The organism is Litoreibacter halocynthiae (genome assembly GCF_004365635.1).
Lineage (GTDB): Bacteria > Pseudomonadota > Alphaproteobacteria > Rhodobacterales > Rhodobacteraceae > Litoreibacter > Litoreibacter halocynthiae.
On the sequence record NZ_SOBH01000001.1, the window covers coordinates 1,217,952 to 1,239,363 of the forward strand.

General features: G+C 60.9%; 19 protein-coding genes and 1 pseudogene. 14 read left to right on the forward strand and 6 right to left on the reverse strand.

The genetic code is table 11. From position 1 onward, the window contains the following. Position 1 precedes the first annotated feature (1 nt). The gene (gene edd, locus BDE40_RS05950; RefSeq protein ID WP_134013506.1) at positions 2 to 1,807 is read right to left on the reverse strand and encodes a phosphogluconate dehydratase; all 1,806 of its coding nucleotides are present in this window, start codon (positions 1,805 to 1,807) and stop codon (positions 2 to 4) included. Between the two features lie 105 nt (positions 1,808 to 1,912). On the opposite strand from edd, the gene BDE40_RS05955 reads away from it, so the two are divergent. Further along, on the forward strand, positions 1,913 to 2,362 hold the full coding sequence (locus BDE40_RS05955) for a GNAT family N-acetyltransferase (protein ID WP_134013507.1): 450 nt from the start codon (positions 1,913 to 1,915) through the stop codon (positions 2,360 to 2,362). On the opposite strand, the pseudogene BDE40_RS05960 reads toward BDE40_RS05955, so the two are convergent. The 5 genes and pseudogenes from BDE40_RS05960 to BDE40_RS05980 all read right to left on the reverse strand — a co-directional run bounded on the left by BDE40_RS05960 (position 2,359) and on the right by BDE40_RS05980 (position 8,701). After that, positions 2,359 to 3,457, reverse strand: a pseudogene (locus BDE40_RS05960) (ABC transporter ATP-binding protein). The gene BDE40_RS05955 and the pseudogene BDE40_RS05960 sit on opposite strands and share 4 nt — an antisense overlap. Positions 3,458 to 3,473: 16 nt before the next feature. After that, the gene (bglA, locus tag BDE40_RS05965) at positions 3,474 to 5,126 is read right to left on the reverse strand and encodes a beta-galactosidase BglA (RefSeq protein WP_134013508.1); all 1,653 of its coding nucleotides are present in this window, start codon (positions 5,124 to 5,126) and stop codon (positions 3,474 to 3,476) included. Between the two features lie 12 nt (positions 5,127 to 5,138). Continuing rightward, positions 5,139 to 6,263, reverse strand: coding sequence for a carbohydrate ABC transporter permease (locus BDE40_RS05970; protein ID WP_134013509.1), 1,125 nt, complete (start codon positions 6,261 to 6,263; stop codon positions 5,139 to 5,141). A 27-nt stretch (positions 6,264 to 6,290) separates the two neighbouring features. After that, complete coding sequence (locus tag BDE40_RS05975) at positions 6,291 to 7,268, reverse strand: carbohydrate ABC transporter permease (RefSeq protein WP_134013510.1); 978 nt, start codon at positions 7,266 to 7,268, stop codon at positions 6,291 to 6,293. Between the two features lie 77 nt (positions 7,269 to 7,345). After that, on the reverse strand, positions 7,346 to 8,701 hold the full coding sequence (locus BDE40_RS05980; RefSeq protein WP_134013511.1) for an ABC transporter substrate-binding protein: 1,356 nt from the start codon (positions 8,699 to 8,701) through the stop codon (positions 7,346 to 7,348). A gap of 277 nt (positions 8,702 to 8,978) precedes the next feature. On the opposite strand from BDE40_RS05980, the gene BDE40_RS05985 reads away from it, so the two are divergent. From BDE40_RS05985 to BDE40_RS06045, 13 genes are all read left to right on the forward strand, one after another. Continuing rightward, positions 8,979 to 10,007 carry a substrate-binding domain-containing protein gene (locus BDE40_RS05985; RefSeq protein ID WP_134013512.1) on the forward strand — a complete coding sequence of 343 codons (1,029 nt, stop codon included), beginning with the start codon at positions 8,979 to 8,981 and terminating at the stop codon, positions 10,005 to 10,007. Between the two features lie 10 nt (positions 10,008 to 10,017). Beyond that, positions 10,018 to 11,331, forward strand: a complete 1,314-nt coding sequence (locus BDE40_RS05990) for a GH1 family beta-glucosidase (RefSeq protein WP_134013513.1) — start codon at positions 10,018 to 10,020, stop codon at positions 11,329 to 11,331. 5 nt (positions 11,332 to 11,336) lie between these two features. Then, positions 11,337 to 12,308, forward strand: a complete 972-nt coding sequence (locus BDE40_RS05995) for a glucokinase (protein ID WP_134013514.1) — start codon at positions 11,337 to 11,339, stop codon at positions 12,306 to 12,308. Between the two features lie 526 nt (positions 12,309 to 12,834). Continuing rightward, positions 12,835 to 14,430, forward strand: a complete 1,596-nt coding sequence (locus tag BDE40_RS06000; protein WP_134013515.1) for a phage tail sheath family protein — start codon at positions 12,835 to 12,837, stop codon at positions 14,428 to 14,430. 55 nt (positions 14,431 to 14,485) lie between these two features. Next, positions 14,486 to 14,998 carry a phage tail protein gene (locus tag BDE40_RS06005; RefSeq protein ID WP_073138745.1) on the forward strand — a complete coding sequence of 171 codons (513 nt, stop codon included), beginning with the start codon at positions 14,486 to 14,488 and terminating at the stop codon, positions 14,996 to 14,998. Beyond that, on the forward strand, positions 14,998 to 15,786 hold the full coding sequence (locus BDE40_RS06010) for a hypothetical protein (RefSeq protein WP_134013516.1): 789 nt from the start codon (positions 14,998 to 15,000) through the stop codon (positions 15,784 to 15,786). The genes BDE40_RS06005 and BDE40_RS06010 overlap by 1 nt, the downstream gene beginning before the upstream one ends. After that, positions 15,783 to 16,724 (forward strand): hypothetical protein, encoded by a 942-nt coding sequence (locus BDE40_RS06015; RefSeq protein ID WP_134013517.1) that lies wholly within the window; start codon positions 15,783 to 15,785, stop codon positions 16,722 to 16,724. The genes BDE40_RS06010 and BDE40_RS06015 overlap by 4 nt, the downstream gene beginning before the upstream one ends. A gap of 1 nt (position 16,725) precedes the next feature. Then, positions 16,726 to 17,685: a Pvc16 family protein gene (locus tag BDE40_RS06020; RefSeq protein ID WP_134013518.1), complete on the forward strand. Its 960-nt coding sequence runs from the start codon at positions 16,726 to 16,728 to the stop codon at positions 17,683 to 17,685. Further along, positions 17,682 to 19,067 (forward strand): ATP-binding protein, encoded by a 1,386-nt coding sequence (locus BDE40_RS06025; protein WP_134013519.1) that lies wholly within the window; start codon positions 17,682 to 17,684, stop codon positions 19,065 to 19,067. The genes BDE40_RS06020 and BDE40_RS06025 overlap by 4 nt, the downstream gene beginning before the upstream one ends. Beyond that, positions 19,064 to 19,276, forward strand: a complete 213-nt coding sequence (locus tag BDE40_RS06030) for a hypothetical protein (RefSeq protein ID WP_134013520.1) — start codon at positions 19,064 to 19,066, stop codon at positions 19,274 to 19,276. Before BDE40_RS06025 ends, BDE40_RS06030 begins: the two co-directional genes overlap by 4 nt. After that, positions 19,266 to 19,895: a hypothetical protein gene (locus BDE40_RS06035; protein WP_134013521.1), complete on the forward strand. Its 630-nt coding sequence runs from the start codon at positions 19,266 to 19,268 to the stop codon at positions 19,893 to 19,895. Before BDE40_RS06030 ends, BDE40_RS06035 begins: the two co-directional genes overlap by 11 nt. A 4-nt stretch (positions 19,896 to 19,899) precedes the next feature. Then, the gene (locus tag BDE40_RS06040; RefSeq protein WP_134013522.1) at positions 19,900 to 20,235 is read left to right on the forward strand and encodes a hypothetical protein; all 336 of its coding nucleotides are present in this window, start codon (positions 19,900 to 19,902) and stop codon (positions 20,233 to 20,235) included. After that, the gene (locus BDE40_RS06045) at positions 20,235 to 21,404 is read left to right on the forward strand and encodes a phage late control D family protein (protein WP_134013523.1); all 1,170 of its coding nucleotides are present in this window, start codon (positions 20,235 to 20,237) and stop codon (positions 21,402 to 21,404) included. Before BDE40_RS06040 ends, BDE40_RS06045 begins: the two co-directional genes overlap by 1 nt. Positions 21,405 to 21,412 lie beyond the last annotated feature (8 nt).

The window sequence follows — 21,412 nt, forward strand, 5'->3', positions numbered from 1 at the left end:
ATTAAACCACGACTCCTGCCCCGTCAGCAGCGATGCCAGCGGTTTGGCGGAAGATCGAGAACAGCTCGCGACCGATACCATGGGAGTTGTCGCTGAGATCGGGCGTCGCGGAGGCACGGGATTGCACGTCGGGGGTCAGAACCTCCAGCGTGCCTTGTGTCGCGTCAAGTCGGATCACGTCACCGTCCTTCAACTTGCCAATGAGACCGCCATCGACAGCCTCGGGGCAAACATGGATCGCAGCAGGCACCTTGCCGGACGCACCGGACATGCGTCCATCGGTGACCAGCGCCACCTTGAGACCGCGATCTTGCAGCACTGCAAGGATCGGCGTCAGGCCGTGAAGCTCTGGCATCCCGTTGGACTTGGGGCCTTGGAAGCGCACCACAACGATGGTGTCGGAAGTGAATTCGCCTGCTTTGAAGGCCGCTTTCACCTCATCTTGGGTTTGGAAAATACGCGCGGGGGCCTCAATGATGTGACGCTCGGGCGCGACCGCCGAGACCTTGATGACCCCGCGACCCAGATTGCCAGTGAGTTGTTTCAACCCGCCTTCGGGGGCGAATGGGTCAGACGCGGGGCGCAAGATACGATCGTTCTGGGTTTCACGCGGCGCGTCTTCCCATGTCAGCTGACCGTCACGCAGTTTCGGGTCCCGTGCGTAGAGACCAAGACCATCGCCCATCACGGTGCGGGTGTCGGGGTGTAACAAGCCTGCGTCAAGCAGCTCGCCGATCATATAGGTCAGCCCGCCTGCCGCGTGAAAATGGTTCACGTCGGCCAAGCCGTTCGGATAGACCCGCGCCATCAACGGTGTCGCATCCGAGATATCGGACAGGTCTTGCAGATCAAGGAGTACACCTGCTGCACGGGCCATAGCGATGATGTGGATCACCAGATTGGTGGAGCCGCCAGTCGCCATCAGGCCGACAAGACCGTTCACGAATGTCTTCTCGTCAAGGATGTCACACACTGGCGTATAGTCATTACCCAGATTGGTGATCTCCAACGCGCGTTTCGCCCCGTAATTGGTCAGCGCGTCGCGCATGTCGGTGCCGGGATTGACGAAACTGGAGCCCGGAAGGTGTAGGCCCATGAACTCCATCAGCATCTGGTTGGAGTTGGCGGTGCCGTAAAACGTGCAGGTGCCAGAGGAATGGTAAGACGCCATCTCGGCTGCCATGAGCGCGTCGCGGCCAACTTCACCGGCGGCGAATTTTTGACGGACCTTGGCTTTTTCATCGTTAGGCAAGCCGGAGGGCATGGGACCTGCGGGCAGGAAAATGCCGGGGATATAGCCGAAAGTGGCGGCGGCGATGACGAGACCGGGGACGATCTTGTCGCAGACGCCCAGATAAACAGCGGCATCGAAGGTGTTGTGGCTGAGGCCGACGCCAGCAGCCAGCGCAATCACGTCGCGGGAGAACAGAGACAGCTCCATCCCGACTTGGCCTTGAGTGACACCGTCACACATGGCAGGCACCCCACCCGCAACCTGCGCCGTGCCACCATTGGCCCGTGCAGTGGCTTTGATGAGATCTGGGTAATCCTTGAAGGGCTGATGCGCCGAGAGCATGTCGTTATAGGCAGTGATGATCCCGATATTGCCACCCTTCCCGTCAAGCATCGGCGCTTGGTCACCTTCCATTGCCGCATAGGCATGGGCTTGGTTGCCGCAGGTCAGGTGCGCGCGGCGCGGGCCTTCTTCGGCAGCTTGAAGCATACGGGCCATATAGGTGCTGCGGCTGTCTTTGGAGCGCGCGATGATCCGCTGGGTGACGTCTTCGATTTTGGAATTAAGCTGCATAGAGACCTCCGTAGTTTTGTCTTATATACGGCCGTTAGCGCTAACAGTAAAGGCACATATGCGGCCCCCATTGTGCCGGAATGACGCAGACGCTAACCCTATCGAATGGCAGATATTCACATCACCACAGCACAGCCTGCCGATGCTACAGCGATTTTGCCGATGGTGCACGCCTTGGCGACCCATCATGGCGACCTCCCGCGCGTGACCGAAGCCGATCTTGAGCGAGACCTGTCCGGTGGATGGCTTTACGGACTGATCGCCCGCAATGCAGACGGGCCAGTTGGATATTCCCTGTTAACCCCGCAAGCACAGGCGCAGTACGGTCTTCGCGGACTGGACCTGCATCATCTCTTCGTACAACGCACCGCGCGGGGCAGCGGCGTCGGCACCGCATTGCTTAACGCGGCTGAATCTTTGGCGACGGACCACGGTGTGGCCTCCATCGTCATTGGCGCTAATTCGGACAACGAAAAGGCGCATGGCTTCTACAAAAGCCAAGGTTACGACATGCAACAGGCATCAGGGAAGCGGTTCAGAAAATCCCTCGCCTAACGGTAAAGCAGCGACTTGCCGTCCGCAAACAGATGCACCTTCGAAGGGTCTGCGGTCATGCTAATGACCTTCCCGCGCACGTCCGTGTGGATGCCCTGCAGCTTGGCGATGACCGGCTCGCGTTCCGGCGCGGATTTGGCGAAGTAGAGCTGCGTCACTTCCCCCAATGCCTCGACGATGGCGACAGTGCCAGCATAAGCGTAGTTGTCGCCATCCGTGGCGATCATATCCTCGGGGCGAATACCGACATTCACCTTCAGGCCCATGTCGTCCGCATTGGTTGGGATATTGGCGGTGATGGTGCCTTTGCCTTCCGGTAGCGAAACAGTGGTCACCTTGCCCGTTTTCACAACCTCACCCGCCATCAGGTTCATCGCTGGAGAACCGATGAATTGCGCCACGAATTCGTTTTCCGGCGTCTCGTACAGCTCCAGCGGGGAGCCGACCTGCGCGATACCCTTGTTCGCCAGCACCACGATGCGCGAGGCAAGCGTCATCGCCTCCACCTGATCGTGGGTCACGTAGATCATGGTGGAATTCGGCATCGACTCTTTCAGCTGCGCAATCTCAATGCGGGTGGCGACGCGCAAGGACGCATCCAGATTGGAAAGCGGCTCGTCGAACAGATAGACCTTGGGGTCGCGCACGATGCTCCGCCCGATGGCCACGCGCTGACGTTGACCGCCGGACAGGGCCTTGGGCAGGCGGTCAAGGTAGTCGTCCAGTTGCAGCACCTTGGCGGCGCGGTTCACCGCCTCGTCGATCTCGGCGGGCGTTTTCTTGGCCAGTTTCAAGGCGAACGCCATATTGTCGCGCACCGTCATATGCGGGTAGAGCGCGTAGCTTTGGAACACCATGGCGATGCCACGTTGCGCGGGGGGGGACGTCGTTCATCACCTCCCCGTCGATTTGCAACTCGCCGGCGGTGATCTTCTCCAGCCCCGCGATCATCCGCAAAAGCGTGGACTTGCCGCAGCCTGAGGGGCCGACGAACACGATCAACTCGCCCGTGGTGATATCGAGGTTGATGTCTTTCAGGACCTCGACCGAGCCGCCATAGGTCTTGCCGACGCCCGTGAGTTTCAGGTCTGCCATGGTCGTTTCCTCCCCTTTACCGTTGCAGCGCGAAGCATGGCTGCCACGGCCCTAAATGTAGTCGTCCGTCCGATGCCGCGCCGGTGGAGCCAAGCTCCGTGCCGATGGCAATCCAGTTGCCTGCGGGCATGTCCAGCGTGGACGGCGTGTCCGACAGGTTGAAGGCGCAGAAGATGGTCTGGCCCTTGTAGCTGCGTGTGAAGCTGAGCACGTCGCCTTGCGCCATCAGGTTGGCATGGGTGCCCTTCACCAGCGCCGGATGGGTGCGGCGGAAGGCCAGCGCGCGGCGGTAGTGGTGCAGCGGCGCGGCGGGATCATGTTCCTGCGTCTCGACGGAGCGCATGACGTGGTCGTGGCTCACCGGCAGCCAAGGTTGTGCTGCGGAAAAGCCGCCGTTCTGGTTGGACGGCTCCCAGACCATCGGCGTGCGGCAACCGTCGCGGCCTTTGAACTCCGGCCAAAACTCGATGCCGTAAGGGTCTTGCAGGTCCTCGAAAGCGACATCAGCTTCGGGCAGGCCCAACTCCTCGCCTTGATACAGGCACAGCGAGCCGCGCAGGGCCATCATCATCGTGGTGTAGCAGCGATGTGCGGCGGGCGTCAGGTTCCAGCGGGTCGTGTGGCGGATCACGTCATGGTTGGAGAACGCCCAGCAGGCCCAGCCGTCCGGCGCGGCCTCGTCCAGACGCGTCATGGTCTCCACAACGCGGGACGCGGTCAGCTTCTCGGCGGAGAGGAACTCGAACGCGTAGCACATATGCACATGGTCATCGCCCGCAGTGTACTCACCCAGAAGTTCCAAGCCGCGCTGCGCGTCACCGACCTCGCCCACGCAGGCGGCGGCGGGGTATTCGTCCAGCAAATCGCGGTAGCGTTCAAGGAAAGCGAGGTTCTCCGGCTGGTTCTTGGAATAGAGGTGTTCCTGATGGTTATACGGGTTCACCGACGGCGCGATATTGGAGTTGCGCTTCTCTGGCGGAAGCGCGGGGTTGTCGCGCAATTCCTTGTCGGCAAAGTAGAAGTTGATCGTATCGAGCCGGAAGCCGTCCACGCCACGATCCAGCCAGAAGCGGGTCACGTCCAGAAGTGCGTCCTGCACCTCCATATTGTGGAAGTTCAGGTCGGGTTGCGAGACGAGGAAGTTGTGCAGGTAATACTGCTCGCGCCGCGCGTCCCAGTGCCATGCAGGCCCGCCAAAGATTGACAGCCAGTTGTTGGGCGGCGTGCCATCCGGCTTGGGGTCGGCCCAGACATACCAGTCGGCCTTGTCATTGTCGCGGCTCGCGCGGCTTTCCTGAAACCACGGATGCTGGTCAGAGGTATGCGACAGCACAAGGTCGATCATCACCTTCAGCCCCCGCTCGTGTGCGGCCTCGATCAGCGCGTCGAAATCGCTGAGCTGGCCGAACATCGGGTCAACGTCGCAATAGTCGCTAACGTCGTAGCCAAAATCCTTCATCGGCGAGGTAAAGAACGGCGAAATCCAGATCGCATCCACCCCAAGCGAGGCGATGTAGGGAATGCGCGAGACGATGCCGAGCAGGTCCCCCACCCCGTCGCCATTGCTGTCCTGAAAGCTGCGCGGGTAGATCTGGTAGATCACCGCCCCGCGCCACCAGTCCTTGTCGGCGGCGGTCGTGGCGTTCAGTTTCGGGTCGATTTTGCTCATATCGGTCTCTTGTTATTTGACGGAGCCGGCCAACAGACCGCGCACCAGATAGCGTTGCATTGTGAAGAAGACGATCAGCGGCACCGCGATCGAGATGAAAGCCGCAGCTGCAAGAATACCCCAGTCGCCACCCTTGGACCCAAGCAGGTCGTCGGCGATCTTGACGGTCATCACCCAGCTTTCCGAGTTGGACGGAAGGAACACCTTGGCCACCAGCAGATCGTTCCATGTCCACAGGAACTGGAAGATGGCGAAGCTGGCCAGCGCGGGGAAGCTCAGGGGCAGTACGATCTTGGTGAACACCTGAAAGTCCGTGGCCCCGTCGACCTTGGCACTCTCGATAATGTCGCGCGGCAGGCCGACCATGTAGTTTCGTAGCAGGTATATGGCGAGCGGCAGACCGAAGCCGGTATGCGCCATCCAGATGCCAAGGAAGCTTTGCCCGATGCCCACCTTGTTGTGCAGCGTCAGCAGTGGCACCAGCGCCAGTTGCAGCGGCACGACCAGCAGGCCCACCACCAGCGCGATCAGAAAGCCGCGACCTTTGAAATCCATCCATGCCAGCGCATAGGCGGCGAAGGCCGCAATCAGGATCGGGATGATCGTGGCCGGAATGGTCACTGTCAGCGTGTTGATAAACGCGCGGTCCATGTTGTCGGAGGCCATGATGGTCCGGTAATTGTCCAGCGAGAAATCCGGCGGCGACGCGGCGGCGAAATAGATCGACGGGTCGCGGGTGATCTCGGCGGGAGACGTGTAGATATACGAGCCGTCCGATTGCACGGTCAGGGTGCGGTCGCGGGTCAGCTCTGCCGTCTCTCCCGCCTTGAACTCGGTCGGGGCGGCGCGCTTGCCGCCGAAGCGGGACACTTTGCCTGAGCCCTCGCCGAACACATTGCCCGTGATGGTGTTCACCCCACCTTCCGGCGTGGCGTGGTCTGCGGGGGCCTTGACCTGATAGTTCTCTGACACCGGGAACGGCGACAGCCACCAGCCCGTCGCGCTGATCTGGTCGCGGTCGCGGAAGCTTGAGACCAGCAGGCCCACGGTCGGGATAAGCCACAACACGACCAGCAGAACGACCGAGATATTCACGGCCCACGAGAGGGAGGATTTGGTTCCGGCGATGCTATCCATTATTTGCTTTCTTTTGGTCGCGGGCCATTACTTCATCTCCTGACGGGCTTGGCGAATGTTCCAGATCATCACCGGCAGCACGATAATCATGATCACGAAGGCCACCGCCGTGGCGCGCCCGTCATCGCGGAACATGTAACTCATCATGTAACTCGGCAGGATTTCAGTGCCGAAATTGCCCCCGGTCATGGTGTAGACGATGTCAAACACCTTCAGCACAAGGATGGTGATGGTGGTCCAGACCACGACAATAGTGCCCATGATCTGCGGCACCTTGATCTTGAAGAATATCTGGAACGGGTTGGCGCCGTCGATGATGGCGGCCTCGATGGTCTCTTCGGGGATGCCGCGCAGGGCGGCGCTGAGGATCACCATGGCAAAGCCGGTTTGGATCCACACGAGGATGAACATCAGGAAAAAGTTATTCCAGAACGGCAGTTGCAACGGATCCAGCGGGGCCGCGCCAAAACTGTCGCGGATGGCGTTGATCAGGCCGATATCGGGGTTGTTGGCATAGACGAATTTCCAGATCAACGACGCGCCCACAAAGGAAATCGCCATCGGCATGAAGATCAACGACTTGGCGATGTTGCCCCATGACAGCCGGTCGGTCAGCTGCGCGACCAGCAGGCCAAGGAACGTGGCGGAGGCGGGCACCACCAGCACCCACAGGAAATTGTTGAGAAGCGCGGTCTGAAAGCCGTCATCCGCGAACATTGTTGTGTAATTGCCAAAGCCGATGAAGTCGTCGCCGCTACGGTTGAACAGCGATCGGTAGAAGGACCCAACCACTGGATAGACCAGATATAGCCCAAGCGCCGCCAGCGCTGGGAAAAGGAACAGCCACGGGCGCACCATGTTGGCGCGGTTGATGTTCTTTCCGGGATTTTTCTTCTGTGGCGGAAAGATGATCTTGTCTAGGATCAGGTTCGACGCGAAGAAGTAGCCGACACAACCGCCCACACCGATAAGGATGGTGAGCATTCCTTGGATCATTGGTGACATGGGGCAGTCCTCCGGTAGGGGCAATGGTCGAACTGCGAGGGACGTTTCAGCCCCTCGCAGCAATCACATTTTAGAGCTTACTGGATTGCGTCCCAGCGGTCCTGAATACCCTTCGCAACATCGGCAGCGTCTGCTCCGGTGACGTAGTCCACCATGCCGGTCCAGAACGCGCCTGCCCCGATTTCACCCGGCATCAAGTCAGAGGCATCGAAACGGAAGGTAGTGGCGTTTTGCAGGATTTCGCCCTGAGCCCGTGAGCTGTCATCGGCATATGTCGCCAGATTGACACCCGCATGCGCTGTCAGGAAGCCACCTTGGGTCATCCACAGCTCATGCGCGATTGGAAGCTTCATGAACTCGATGAACGCATTGGCTGCATCAGATGGGTTGGTGATCGCAAACAGCGCCCCTGCCCCGAGTACGGGTTTGCCAAGGTCTTTGTCTGCGTAGGCTGGGAAGTAGAAGAAATCGACGTCCTCGCCCATCTCTGTGCCTTCAGGGAAGAACGCCGGAATGAACGATGCCTGACGGTGCATAAAGCACTTTGGCGGGATGGAGAACAAGCCCGCAGGGCTGTCGCGGAAGTCGGTGGAGGCCACAGCTTGCGAGCCGCCGTCCACATAGGCGTCATTGCGTGCGAACGCGCCGAATTCCTCGATTGCCGCGATTACCTTGGGGTCGTCAAACTTCATCTCGTTGGCGACCCACGCATCGTAATCTTCGGGCGAGTTCGTACGCAGCATCATATCCTCGACCCAATCAGTCGCAGGCCAACCGGTTGCAGCCCCCGATCCCAGACCGATGCACCAAGGCGTGCCGCCATCGGCGACGATCTGATCCGTCAGGACCTTCAGCTCTTCCATGGTCTCTGGGATGTCATAGCCACCCTCGTCAAACGCTTCGGGCGAATACCAAACCAGCGACTTTACATCGACACGGTAGAAGAAGCCGTACATCTGGTCTGCGCCGTCTTTGTCAGCGTAAGTACCCAGATCAACCCATGACTGGCCTGCCGCGAAGTTGTTGGCGACCCAATCGGCGGTGCCGTCAGCAAGCGGTGTCAACAAGCCTTGGCTTGCCATATCGGCGGCCAAACCGGGCTGCGGGAACGCGGCCAGGTTCGGGGCGGAGCCGGAGCGCGCGGACACAACGATGTCCTGCTCGAAACTGTCAGAGCCGGAATAGGTCACGTCAGCGCCAGTCGCCGCGTTGAAATAGGCGATGACCTTCTCGACTTTTTCTTTCTCGTTTCCGGTCCAAGCACCCGTGATCGTCAGCGACTGACCGCTCAGATCGGTAGACTCTGCAAACGTGTTGTAGCTGTCCCACGAAAAGTCACCGCCTTCGGCGCCAAAGGCAAGATGACCGTCGGCAAATGCGGATGAGCTGCTCAGTGCGATGATGGCCGCCGAGGTGTATAGGCTAAGTTTCATAAAATCCTCCCAGTTTCAGCGCGTGCTGCGCCTAAGTATCTTTCGCGCGTTTGAGAATCATTTTTCAAAGCGCTTTGGATAGCCTTAAAAATGACCTAGCGTCCTGCCTGTGTCAACAAATCGTAAAGGAGAGGTAATGTTTTCCTTATCTTTTCTGCACATGCGAACACACATTCCGCGACGCAGCGTCCAAATCCCCTTTGACCGCACCCCGATCGCACCCTAATAATTACCAAAATACTCAAAGCGCTTTGAAAGTTAAAACAGGAGCCGTCAGATGAATTTGCGTGAACTGTCGGATCTTCTCGGCCTGTCTCAAACCACGGTCAGCCGCGCCTTGAACGGCTACCCCGAGGTCAAGGAAGCCACACGCCTTCGCGTGACCGAGGCCGCACGAACCCATAACTACCACCCGAACACCCGCGCCAAAAGTCTGGCGACAGGTCGAACGATGTCGATCGGCCATGTCATTCCCCTGTCGAACCAGCATGAGATGGTGAATTGCGTGTTCTCAGACTTCATCGCCGGTGCAGGTGAATCCTATGCCCGCCGCGGTTATGACATGCGCGTCTCTGTGGTGGATGACGCGGATGAAATCGAAGCCTACGAGCGGTTGGCGAGCACCGGAAAGGTTGATGGCGTCATCGTGCATGGGCCGCGCCTTGATGACGAACGTATCCCGCTTTTGCACCGGCTGGGACTGCCTTTCGTTGTCCACGGGCGGTCCAGCGATTGCACCACGCCTTATAGCTGGCTGGATGTAAACAACCGCTCTGCCTTTCACCGTGCGACCAACTTCTTGCTGGACTTGGGCCACACCCGCATCGGCCTGGTCAACGGGATCGAAGACATGGATTTCGCGATGCGCAGGCGCGACGGCTACAGCACAGCCCTTGAAGCGCGCGGGATCAAGGTCGATCCCGACCTCGCCCACGCGTTCGAGATGACCGAACCTTTCGGCTACGCCAAAACCCGCGAAATGCTGGACTTGCGCGACCCACCCACTGCCGTGATTGCCTCCTCGTTGATCCCAGCCCTCGGCGTCCGCCGTGCGGTTGAAGAACGCGGCCTAACCATAGGGAAAGACGTATCTATTATCTGCTTTGATGACGCGCTTTCCTATCTACCAAACGGCGCAGGCTCCCCGATTTTCACAGCCACACGCTCGTCGGTGCGCGACGCCGGACGGCGCTGCGGCGAGATATTGATGGACCAGATCGAAGGCCGCACCACTGACCCCGTTCATGAATTGTGGGAGGCAGAACTTGTCGTGGGGCAATCCACCGGCCCAGCCCCAACCCGTTAGAGGCTCGCTCATGAAATATACCCGCGCGGACTTTCCCGAAGGCTTCCTGTTCGCCGCCGCGACCTCGGCCTACCAAATCGAGGGTCATAGCTTTGGCGGGGCGGGACGCACCCATTGGGACGACTTCGCCGCCACGCCGGGCAACGTGGTGCGCGCCGAGGACGGGGCCATCGCCTGTGACCACTACCACCGCTTCGAGGAGGATCTGGACCTGATGGCCGCCATGGGTCTGGACGCCTACCGCTTCTCGACTTCGTGGGCGCGGGTCATGCCCGACGGGCGCGGCGCGCCAAATCAACAAGGCCTCGACTTCTATGACCGCCTTGTGGACGCCATGCTGGAGCGAAACCTTAAACCCATGGCGACGCTCTATCATTGGGAACTGCCCTCCGCGCTCGCCGATCTGGGCGGCTGGCGCAATCCGGACCTGCCGAAGTGGTTCGGCGATTACACCCGCGTGATTATTGAGCGCATCGGGGACCGCATGTTCTCCGTCGCCCCGATCAACGAGCCTTGGTGCGTCGGCTGGCTCAGCCACTTCCTTGGTCACCACGCCCCCGGCCTGCGCGATATCCGCGCCACGGCCCACGCGATGCACCACGTCCTGTGCGCCCATGGCCGCGCGGTGGAGGTTCTGCGAGATTTGAACGTCCCAAATATCGGGGCGGTGTGTAATTTTGAATACGCCCACCCCGCCACAGACAGCCAAGCCGACCGCGACGCGGCACAGCTTTATGACGGCTACTACAACCGCTTCTTTCTGGGTGGGTTGTTCAATGGCGCCTACCCCGACACCGTCATGGAAGGGTTGGAGCCTCATATGCCAAAAGGCTGGCAGAACGATTTCCCGCTGATCGGCCAGAAGCTGGATTGGCTCGGGCTGAACTACTACTCTTGCAAGCGGATCGCTGCCACAGATGGTGCATGGCCCGCCCATAAAGAGGTAGAGGGGCCGCTACCCAAAACCCAGATGGGTTGGGAGATATACCCCGAAGGCCTGCGTCATTTTCTGACATGGGTGGATGAACACTACACCAACGGCTTGCCGCTCTACGTCACTGAAAACGGTATGGCCAATCCCGACACGCCAGATACCCCCGACACGGCGCGCATTGACTACCTCAACCAGCATTTGGGTGCCGCCAGACAAGCGATTGCTGACGGGGCACCGCTCAAAGGCTATACATTCTGGTCCCTGATGGACAATTACGAATGGGCTTTGGGCTACGAGAAGCGCTTCGGTTTGATCCATGTCGACTTCGATACGCTTGAACGCACCCCGAAAGCCTCTTACCACGCCCTTGCACGCGCATTGAAAGCCTGACCGATATGAACCGTCCAGCAAATACCTATTGCCTCGTCGCCGATATCGGCGGCACCAACACCCGCGTGGCCTTGGCGGAGGGCACTCGGCTGTTGACCGACACCGTGACCCGCTACGCCAATGTGGACTACCCGGGGCTGGAATCCGTATTGAACGCCTATATCGACGCGCAGCAGGTCGACTGCAAAGCCGCCTGTGTGGCCTTGGCGGGGCCTGTCAAAGACGGGCGCGGCTCGATGACCAATCTTGATTGGGAACTGGACGAGACAACGCTGGCCCGCGCCACCCGTTCCGAAACTACATGCCTGTTAAACGACCTGCAGGCCCAAGGTCACGCCTTGGGGGCGTTGCCGGACGGGGCCGTGAAGCAATTGATCGCCTCTGCCGAGGCCAAGCACGACCCGAACGCGACGAAACTGGTCATCGGGGTTGGAACCGGGTTCAACATCGCCCCCGTCTACGAAACCCGCGGCGGTCGGCATGTCCCCCCTTCGGAAAGTGGTCACGCCAACCTGCCCTTGCGATCCGACCGCGAACTGCGATTGGCCCAGTATTTCGAAACCGCCCATGGCTTCCCCGCCGTTGAGGATATGATCTCCGGTCGCGGGCTGGAGCGGGTCTATGCGTGGTTGGGGATCGAGGCGAACGACCCGCGCGAGGCCCGCGCGGCCGAAATCATGGCGGCGTTTGAAAACGGCACCGATCCGCGGGCGCGCGAAGCGGCCGAGATGTTCGTTCGGATGCTCGGCACGGTCGCAGGGAACCTGTCTTTGATCCACCTGCCCTTTGGTGGCGTTTTCTTCTCCGGCGGCGTGGCGCGCGCCTTTGCGCGGCATTTCGTGCCGCTGGGCTTTGCCGAGGCCTTCCGCGACAAAGGGCGCTTCGCGGGGTTTATGCACAACTTCGAGGTTGGTGTCATTGAAGACGACTTTGCGGCACTGACAGGCTGTGCGAACTATCTGGCAGGCTTGGAATGACGCCTTTTAGGTGATTCTCTGACCGCCGATATCTAAGCCACCCAGTCTTCTCCAAACCCCGAAAATTAGTATCTTCACGGGTGTGAATTTGGTTTCACACCTTATTCACGCCTCCTAATGCATTGTTTTTATTAAATTTACCCCCCAGCTCTTAACGTAGGGTTAACTTGGGTCTTGCCCGATCTACGGGGAATAACGCAGAGTTTTCGTCATAAGCGAAGAGTGAACCGCTTATTTTTATGACGTAACTCTACTTGCCGCCCGGCCGCACTGCTCTCGACGAGGATTACCCCTTTGCAGGCTGTCGGGCACCGCAAGCTCCGCGTTACGGCACGCTGAGGTGCCCCCCAGCACCGTCCCAATTCGTGCCGCAGCGTTTGGTCCTCTCGTGTGGTTCTCCCCCGCACCAGAGGACCAGCGGGCTTCGCCGTACTGGCAAACCAAACTAATGCCTCCTGTTCCGTGCCTGTCGGCTCGGAGCCGGACCAAATCTGCTGACATTCATGCTGCCAAGGAGCCAGAGCCCATGTATCAACACCCCGGCGTCTACATCGAACACGTCCCCTCAAATGCGTTGGCCATAGAAGCGGCCTCGACCTCTGTCACAGCCTTCATCGGTCATGTGCGGCGCGGTGCGCCCGTGACCAAATCCGGCGGCACGCCCACCTTCATCACCTCGCCGTCTCAATACACCACGCTGTTCGGGCCCGGTGACGGATCGGCAAGCGGGGTGAAAAACCTTGCGGCAGACAAAGTGGATTACTTCGGGTTGGCCGTGAACGCCTATTTCGCCAATGGCGGCACCAAGGCCTATATCGTTCCGGTCCAAGGGTCAGGCGGCACCAAAGCCTCCGCTCAACTGAAGATATCCGGCGCGACGGACCCGAAATCGGTGGCTGTCACCGCCAAGGACAACGGCACATGGGCCAATGATCTCATGGTGACGATGTCAAGCGACAAGGACGCCAAGACCTTCTCCATTACCGTTGGCACATGGGCCGCCCAGCCCGACGGAACCAAGAAGCTTGATCAGGTCATCGAAAGCTTTACCGGCTTCGATTGGGAAGTTGGCGACGGAACCGCCGCCGCAAAACTCAAAGCCGCGACAGATCTGGCAACCGAGACCATCAAGAAGGGCTCTACCCTGATTGAGGTCGCCTTCGGTGCGGATGTCGACATGCCCTCTTCCGACAAAGAGGTAAGCGACATCACCGCAAGCGGTGCAGACACTGCAGCCCCCGCAAAGGCGCAATATACCGAAGCACTGGGACAGCTTGAGGACTACCGCGATGTCTCCATCATCGTGCTGCCCGATGTAAAACCAGATACCGCCGGCAAGGTCATCTACCAAGAAGCCATCGGCCATTCCGAAAAGATGCAAAACCGGATGGTCATCGTCGATCCGGGCGACGCGGCGATTACCACGCCCAAGGAAGCAAAGGACGCGGTTTTCACCAACTCGCCCTATGCCGCGCTGTATTACCCGCGCGTCAATATCGGCAACCCGCATTTCGACGCGGAGCTTGCCCCCGACCAACCCCGCAGCTTCCCCGTTGGCCCTGCTGCCGTGGCCGCTGGCATGTGGGCGCGGATTGATGGCACCCGCGGCGTCTGGAAAGCCCCCGCAGGTCTCGAGGCTGGTGTGCGTGGCACATTCGGCCCTGAACGGCTGATCGGCAATGGCGTGCAAGACAACCTCAACGAATGGGGCGTGAACTGCCTGCGCTCCATCACCGGCCCGACGGTCATCTGGGGCGCGCGCACCACTGCGACGAAGGCCAAACCGCAATACCGTTATATCTCGGTCCGGCGGACGCAAAACATGATCGGCGAAAGTCTCTACAATGCCTTGCAGGCCGTGGTGTTCGAGCCGAACGACCACAAGCTTTGGGGCGGATTACGCGCCTCGGTCGGCAATTTCATGGATGGGCTGCACCGCTCTGGTGCCTTCCAAGGTGAAAAAGCCAGCGACGCGTATTTCGTCAATTGCGGCTTGGGTTCCACCATGACGCAAGGCGACATTGACGCGGGGATCGTGCGGGTTGCCGTCGGGTTCGCCCCGTTGAAACCCGCCGAGTTTGTCGTTGTCCAGATCAGCCAGAAAGTCGGGCAGACGGCTTAAGGCCGCCTGCGTAAACTTTCAGACCTAAAGCATTTCCGAAAAAGGATTTTATCCAATGCCAGCCCCTATGTTTCCTGCCAATGCCCACCGCTACGACCCTTACCGGACCTTTAAGTTCCAAGTTGTAATCGGAGGCAAAACCATCGCCGGATTGTCCAAAATGGGCGCCCTGAAAAAGACCACTGAAGTGGTCAACTGGCGCGCCGCCGGTGATCCCAGCTACCAACGCGCCATGCCCGGCGGCACTAAGTTCGAGAACGTCACGCTGGAGCAAGGCCTCAGCCACGACCCCGCGTTCGAAGAATGGGCCAATTCTGTGAACAACGTGGCCGATGGTGACGCAGGCATGAGCCTTTTGAACTTCCGCCGTGATGTGGTAATCAATGTGCTGAATCTGCAAGGCACACCGGCCATTTCCTATGTGCTTCGTCGGGCCTTCGTGACCGAATACCAAGCCCTCCCTGAACTGGACTCAAACAGTATGAATGCTGTTGGAATTCAGTCGGTTACCCTCGCCTATGAAGGTTTCACCCGTGACGCCGCTGTGGCCGAGCCCGCAGAGTCGTAATGCCCGACCGCGCCCCAATTACCCTTGCCGTTGGTTTTCCAACTGCAACCCCCCGTGCCTTGACGGGGCGGGTCGAGCTTGCTTTGACCAACGCCTTGCGCCTGCCGACCCGTCCCGAGCAGGTGAGCGGCGTTTTGGGCGCGGTCTTTACAACCATCGGCGGCCTGCCAGTAACCAGTGACCTAGTCGACCGTCTGGCCACCGGTGCCCGTGCGTGGTGTCTCATCCGCGCCGCACTCTCCTTCCTGCCGGGCATGCGCTGGTTTCAGGCCAGCTGCACGTCCTGCGGGGAGGCTTATGATCTGTCCGTCTCACTGGCCGACACCCCGCGCTCGGATATCCCGTCCGCGTTTCCGGTTGTTGAAGTCGACACCTCGCTTGGATCGTGCCGCTTCGAGGTACCGAACGGATCAACCGAGCGGGCCTTGGCCTGCGCAAAGGGCTCCGACGCCCCCCGCGTTCTGGCGGCATCCTGTGGACTGGGGCCTGATGCGGTTGCCCAAGCCGATCAATTCACCGCGTCCGATCTGGCATTGATCGACGCCCAGCTGGACGCCGCAACACCGGATATCCCTGACACGCTCACCACCCTTTGCCCCACCTGCGAGGCCGAAACCACGGCCCGAATTGACCCGCTCAGCTTCGCCTTCCCCGATGCGACCACGGTGCTGCGCCATGTCCATTCCTTGGCTTCCGCGTATCACTGGAGCGAGGATGCGATCCTCGACCTGCCCACTGGCCAACGCCAAGCATACGCCAGTCTGATAGCGGAAGGGACACGCCGATGAGCCTGTTGAGCCGCCTTTTGCCCCGTGCAGGGCATAACACCACTGCGTTGGCCCAGCCCAAAGGCATCGCCCGTCAACAAGAGCCTGCCGGATTGATGCATTCCATAAGCAGGATGGACGACGAAGAGGTGCAACCGCTGCGGCGTATCGAGGAAGACGACGAGGCCAGCCCGTTGCGCCGCATTCCAAGCGCCCCTTTGCAGCGGGCGGAGGAAGAGGACCCCGCGCAGCCTTTGCACCGTACGGAGGACGAGGGTATGCAGCCGCCGCACCGCGCGCCGGAGGACGAGGCGCAAGCCCTGCATCGCACAGTCGAAGATGAAGCCCAGCCCCTGCATCGCCTTGAGGAGGAAGAGGCTGCCCAACCTCTGCACCGCGCGGAGGCCTTTGACGAAGCACAACCGCTGCACCTAACGCAGGATGAAGAGGTGCAACGGCTGCACCGCGCGGAGGAAGACGACGCGCTACACCTTCGCCGCATGGAGGAAGAAGAGGCACAGCCACTCGCCCGCTTGTCGCCACCGGATGACCAGCAGCTTTCGGCGCAGAACGGCCCGAAACCCGCCGCGCTTTCCAGCATGGATGACCAGCCACCCGGGATGACCTTGCGCCGAGAGCAGGCAGCGAGCGCACCGATGGCCCCGTCCGCCGCGACACCGGTCGCACCGCCCATGACCGAAGCCGGCCCCTTGCCGCAAACCGAGCCGACCCCCGCGCAGTTTGATCAGGTCGAGCCAAACTTCACAGAGCCGGACCCGCAGCCCCCTGCTCGATTTGACCCGCCACAACAGTCGCCGCTCGCAGCCGAAGGCCCCGCCAAGGTGGTCATTGATCAGGTCGACGTGGTCATCCACGAACCTGCCCGCGCATCAGCGCCCGCAGCCCTCGTGGCGGACCTCTCCGCGATGGCGCGCCGCCGTTACCTAGGGGGGGTCTGAGATGGCGATTGATGCAAGCTCCCTCTCCGTCGCCATGCAGGGCTTCGCAGACCATTTGGCGGCGAATTTCACGCAGGATGTGACCGTCACTGTCGAAAACCCGAGCGCCGCCGCGGAGCAAGCCAAGGGATCCGATAAAGCCGTCCTCAACGTCTTTTGCTACCGGATTTCACCGTCGGGCATACACCCCGATCTGTCGCCGAACGAGCCGACCTTCATCCGTGCCCATGTGCTGCTGACCGCCTTCTCCAATGCCACCGATGCGGCGATCAAGGACAAGGATTTGCGGGTGCTCGGCCACGCCGTCCGCGTGCTGCAATCGCAACCGGTGATCCCGACTATCCTACCCGGTGGTGTTCCGGCACCAGAAGTCAGCCAGTACCGCCTTCAAGCCGTGCTGCAAGCCACCGAGATGGAGGAGATGAACCATATCTGGTCCATCCAAGGCAGCGAAATGTCTTACCGTTTATCAGTAGCTTACGAGCTGGCCTTAATCCCCGTCGAGCCACTAACATATCTGCCGCCACCAGCCCCCGTGGAAAGCGTGGTTCTGGATCTGGGCGCGGACGCCCTACCCGACGCTGAAATCGGCGCGACCCCCATTGCCATCACCGCACCGGATGCGCCTGTGAACTGGCTGCCGTTCTCGATGATCCGGTCGGGCGACGCGTTGAGCTCCGATGTCACCGTTCCCGATGGCGCGGCGCAGGTGCAACTCGCCATCGCCGGCCCTAAGGGAGAGGCCGTCCAAGTCACCGTGGCATGGACCCGCGCCGATGGAACCCCCCAGTCGCAAGCGGCCCAAGCTGCGAGCGTTACGGCGACGGCCCTCGATCTGGACACACCGACCGCAGCAATAACGCTCGACAGCGCGGCCAGCGGCGACGTGGCAACGCTTATCGTGCGGCCCGACGGGACCGACATGCCCGCAGGCAACACAGTCCGGGTGGTGGTGACATGAATATCGAAGCCCCCACCCCCACAACCGCCGAATTGCTGTCCTCGGCTATGGATCTGGAATGGGCACGGCTGCATGACATGCTGTCACTGGCCGAAGCCATGCGCACGGGTGCCGCCCTTGATAACGACTTCGCAAACCGTTTTGCCGCGCTCTCCGCCAGTGTTTCCGAAACCCGCGCGGCGGGCAGCTGGCAAAGGTTAAGCGCGATGATTTCCGGCGATGTGCTGGAGCAACTGACACCGCAGGACCTTGACCTGATGGCGCTTGCTCTGGCCCCTGTAGCCCGCCCCGCTTTCGCCCCGCGCATCCAGTCCTTGCAGCCCCAGCTTGGCACGCCATGGCCCGGCTTGGCCTTTGTCCAAGAGCTGCTGATGCTGGAAACCAGCGTCGAGATCGCCGCGTTGATCGCCCGCCTCACCCCCACATCGCCTTTGGTGGCATCCGGACTGCTCAAGATCGAAGGCACGACACCGTCCCAAACCCTGCGCCCCGGCCCCGTTTTGATCCGCATAATGCTGGATCGCGACCCTGAACTGTCGCCCCCACCCGGCGCATCGCTTTCGACTTTACGCGGAACATGGGATCAGCTGGTGTTGCCCGCCCCGACATTACGCCAACTCCGCGAGTTCGGCGCATGGGTGGAGCACCGCCACGCCATGACCCGCGATTGGGGCGCACGCGCTGTGCATGGACCGCTCGCGCTGTTCTCGGGTGCGTCCGGTACTGGCAAAAGTTTCGCGGCGACCGTTCTGGCCACTGAATTGGGCGAACGCACGGGCGAACCTTGGGCGCTCTACAGCCTCGATCTGGGGCGTATCATGTCGAAATATGTCGGTGAGACGGAAAAGAACCTCAACGCGCTGTTGGACAGCCTTGAAGGACGCAACGCCATCCTGCAAATCGACGAGGCGGACGGGCTTTTGGGCAAGCGCGGCGAAGTCAGCGACGCTCGCGACCGTTACGCTAACCTTGAGGTCAGCCACATGCTGGCGCGGTTCGAGCGGCATTCCGGCCCCGTGATCCTGACCACAAACCTGCGGGCCAATGTGGATCCCGCCTTCCTGCGCCGCTTCCAACTGGTCGTTGATTTTCCCACGCCCGATGACGTTGCGCGCGCTGCCTTGTGGAAGGTGCTTCTGCCTCCCAAAGCGCCGCTTGCAAAGCGGGTCGAGCTGGAGACACTCGGTGCGGCGGTGCGCTTGTCCGGCGGCTCCATCGCCAATGCGGCGACCTATGCCGCCGTGTTGGCCTATGCCGACGATGGCACCATTGACCTGCCGCATATCGCCCGCGCCATCTGGGCCGAGCTGACCAAAGACACGCGTCAGGTGCGTCCGTCAGAAATCGGATATCTTGCTGAATTTCTGGAGGCTACGCAATGAAGCTAAAGCGCCTTACCGTGAAACTGCCCGCCTCCATGGCCGCGACCGCCTCCCATGACGCCCGCGCCATTGCCGAAGCCGTGGGCCAAGCCTTGGCCAAGGGCGCGCAGCCCAATGGCCCGATCACCATCCAAAGCCACGGGCAAAATGGCGCGGTTCTGGCCGGTCAGGTCAGCTCCGGTTTGAAAGGCGGGCGCAATGGCGGTTGAGACCAAAGGCATGTTGTTCGAATACGGGCTGACGATCCCGCCGCTGGCGCTGATCTTCAAGTTCAACCCGCAAGAAATCAGCCGTTCGCGCACAGTAACCGTGAAGACCGGCGACGCCCCCGGCTCTCGCGGCGGCTATGACTTCCTGTCGCCGCTGGAAACCTCCCGCGTCGCGCAAGGCGTTGAAATGCAGGCTGAAAGCTTCTCTGTCACCATCCTGCTGGACGCCACCGACGCGCTGAATGACGGGGACGCAATCGCCAAGACCTTTGGCGTGCAGCCGCAGATCGACACGCTGCGCTCCATGGCGGAGCCGAAGGCGCAAGGCCCCGGTGGCGTGAAAGTGCTGGCCTCGCTCGGCCTGTCCGGCGCGCGGGCGTTCGAGCGGGATGAAACCGCCTCCGTGCTGGTCTTCGCGTGGGGGATGCAGTTGCTTCCGGTGTTCCTGACCGGCGTGACCCAGAAAGAGACGATGCACCTGCCCAACCTGATGCCCTACCGCGCCGAAATGGGGCTGACGATGCAGGTCATCGAAAGTGCCAACCCGTTCTTCCTTGCCGACAAAGTGCGCCAGACCATCGGCACAGGACTGAACCTCGTATCCGGATTGGGGGCCTAGCGCGATGGTATTTTTCAAAGGTAGTTATTACGAAACCACCGCCCTGTTCGAGCCACCCGAAGACGGCACCCGAGGCTTTCGCGGCGTCCGAGGGCGCGCAATCGCGAACCCCGAAGCGGTGCTGGAGCATAGCGTCGCCGTGGGCGATCGTCTCGACCAAATGGCGCAAAATTACTACGCAAATCCTAGGGATTGGCGACGGATGGCAGATTGCAACGCCGAAGTGATGTTCCCTGAGGATATGGTCTACGGGCCGGATGGCCACCCCGACAAGCCCGAAGTCGCCGCCGAGAAAATCGGCACCACGCAGCTTGTCCCGCGTCGGCGGGAGGTGCGCTGATGGGCTTACTCGATCAACTCCTTGACCCCGGTTTCCGGCAGGCCGCATCGGTGGAAATATTGGTCGGCTCTGCCAAGACGGATATCGGCTCGCTCGCCGCTCTGGTCTCCTCTATCGAGGTCCGCGCCGCGCGCATGGAAGCAACCAGTGCGACGATCACAATCGACGACCGCCGCGACACCAATGGCGACTACATGGCCGCCGATGCGGGGCTGTTTGCGCGGTGGGAAACCATCGTCATCAACGCTGATTTCCAGACTCATATCGACGAAGTGTTTCGCGGCTACATCATGGAATTGAAGCCCAGCTACCCGCAAAATGGCGGCGAGGCGAAGCTGGTGATCGAATGTCTGGATGACAGCGCCGCCCTGTCGCGCGAACATCAACGCAAGGTCTGGGGCGACGAGACCGCCCCCATGACCGACCGCGCGATTGTGGAAGAGTTAATCAAACCCCTGCCCTTGAAGCTTCTCGACGGGCCGGACGGGGCAAGCGCCCGCGCGCTTACGCAGGATTCCACCCCGATTGCCTTGCTGCAAGACCGCGCCAAGGCCAACGGGTTCGAGATGATCTTCGAGCGGGGCGAGGTCTATTTCGGCCCCAAACGGCTGGAGGCAGACCCGCAAGCGCCAATCATGGTCTATGCGGGCAGCGCCACGAATTGCCTGAACTTCGCCGTCTCGGACGAGGCCAACAAACCCGACGTCGTGGCGTGGGAGAAAGCCCCTGCGACCGACGGCGCAGAGGCTGTCACCGGCGAGGCCTTTGCCGACCTGCCTTTGCTGGGCAAGTACCCCGCCGCATCTGAAGGTGCGGGGCTGGGAACCCCCGCCATCGCCCGCATCAAAGGCGAAGGCGACGAGACCGAGGACGAGATCGAAGCCCGCGCCCAAGGCATGGTCAACGAGGCCAGCTTTCGCATCAAAGCAAATGGAGAGCTGGACGGCACGCTGTACGGCCATGTCCTGCGGGTCGGCGGCACGGTGACCGTCGACGGCGTCGGCGCGCGCAATGGCGGTGTTTATTACGTGGACACGGTCACCCACCAGTTCTCCCCCGACGGCTACCGCCAGCAGTTCCAACTGATCCGCAACGCTGTGGGTGAGACCGAAGCCGTGGGCGCGGCACCGCTATCACCCATCCTCTCTGCCATCCAAAACCTGTTCTGAGGAGGCCA

What these genes read in the sequence shown, in the direction of transcription:
- BDE40_RS05955 (WP_134013507.1), top strand. Translation starts at nt 1,913, where the DNA reads ATGGCAGATATTCACATCACCACAGCACAGCCTGCCGATGCTACAGCG.
- BDE40_RS06040 (WP_134013522.1), top strand. Translation starts at nt 19,900, where the DNA reads ATGGTATTTTTCAAAGGTAGTTATTACGAAACCACCGCCCTGTTCGAG.
- BDE40_RS06000 (WP_134013515.1), top strand. Translation starts at nt 12,835, where the DNA reads ATGTATCAACACCCCGGCGTCTACATCGAACACGTCCCCTCAAATGCG.
- edd (WP_134013506.1), bottom strand. Translation starts at nt 1,807, where the DNA reads ATGCAGCTTAATTCCAAAATCGAAGACGTCACCCAGCGGATCATCGCG.
- BDE40_RS05995 (WP_134013514.1), top strand. Translation starts at nt 11,337, where the DNA reads ATGAACCGTCCAGCAAATACCTATTGCCTCGTCGCCGATATCGGCGGC.
- BDE40_RS06010 (WP_134013516.1), top strand. Translation starts at nt 14,998, where the DNA reads ATGCCCGACCGCGCCCCAATTACCCTTGCCGTTGGTTTTCCAACTGCA.
- bglA (WP_134013508.1), bottom strand. Translation starts at nt 5,126, where the DNA reads ATGAGCAAAATCGACCCGAAACTGAACGCCACGACCGCCGCCGACAAG.
- BDE40_RS05980 (WP_134013511.1), bottom strand. Translation starts at nt 8,701, where the DNA reads ATGAAACTTAGCCTATACACCTCGGCGGCCATCATCGCACTGAGCAGC.
- BDE40_RS06045 (WP_134013523.1), top strand. Translation starts at nt 20,235, where the DNA reads ATGGGCTTACTCGATCAACTCCTTGACCCCGGTTTCCGGCAGGCCGCA.
- BDE40_RS06035 (WP_134013521.1), top strand. Translation starts at nt 19,266, where the DNA reads ATGGCGGTTGAGACCAAAGGCATGTTGTTCGAATACGGGCTGACGATC.
- BDE40_RS06030 (WP_134013520.1), top strand. Translation starts at nt 19,064, where the DNA reads ATGAAGCTAAAGCGCCTTACCGTGAAACTGCCCGCCTCCATGGCCGCG.
- BDE40_RS05985 (WP_134013512.1), top strand. Translation starts at nt 8,979, where the DNA reads ATGAATTTGCGTGAACTGTCGGATCTTCTCGGCCTGTCTCAAACCACG.
- BDE40_RS06025 (WP_134013519.1), top strand. Translation starts at nt 17,682, where the DNA reads ATGAATATCGAAGCCCCCACCCCCACAACCGCCGAATTGCTGTCCTCG.
- BDE40_RS06015 (WP_134013517.1), top strand. Translation starts at nt 15,783, where the DNA reads ATGAGCCTGTTGAGCCGCCTTTTGCCCCGTGCAGGGCATAACACCACT.
- BDE40_RS06020 (WP_134013518.1), top strand. Translation starts at nt 16,726, where the DNA reads ATGGCGATTGATGCAAGCTCCCTCTCCGTCGCCATGCAGGGCTTCGCA.
- BDE40_RS05970 (WP_134013509.1), bottom strand. Translation starts at nt 6,263, where the DNA reads ATGGATAGCATCGCCGGAACCAAATCCTCCCTCTCGTGGGCCGTGAAT.
- BDE40_RS06005 (WP_073138745.1), top strand. Translation starts at nt 14,486, where the DNA reads ATGCCAGCCCCTATGTTTCCTGCCAATGCCCACCGCTACGACCCTTAC.
- BDE40_RS05975 (WP_134013510.1), bottom strand. Translation starts at nt 7,268, where the DNA reads ATGTCACCAATGATCCAAGGAATGCTCACCATCCTTATCGGTGTGGGC.
- BDE40_RS05990 (WP_134013513.1), top strand. Translation starts at nt 10,018, where the DNA reads ATGAAATATACCCGCGCGGACTTTCCCGAAGGCTTCCTGTTCGCCGCC.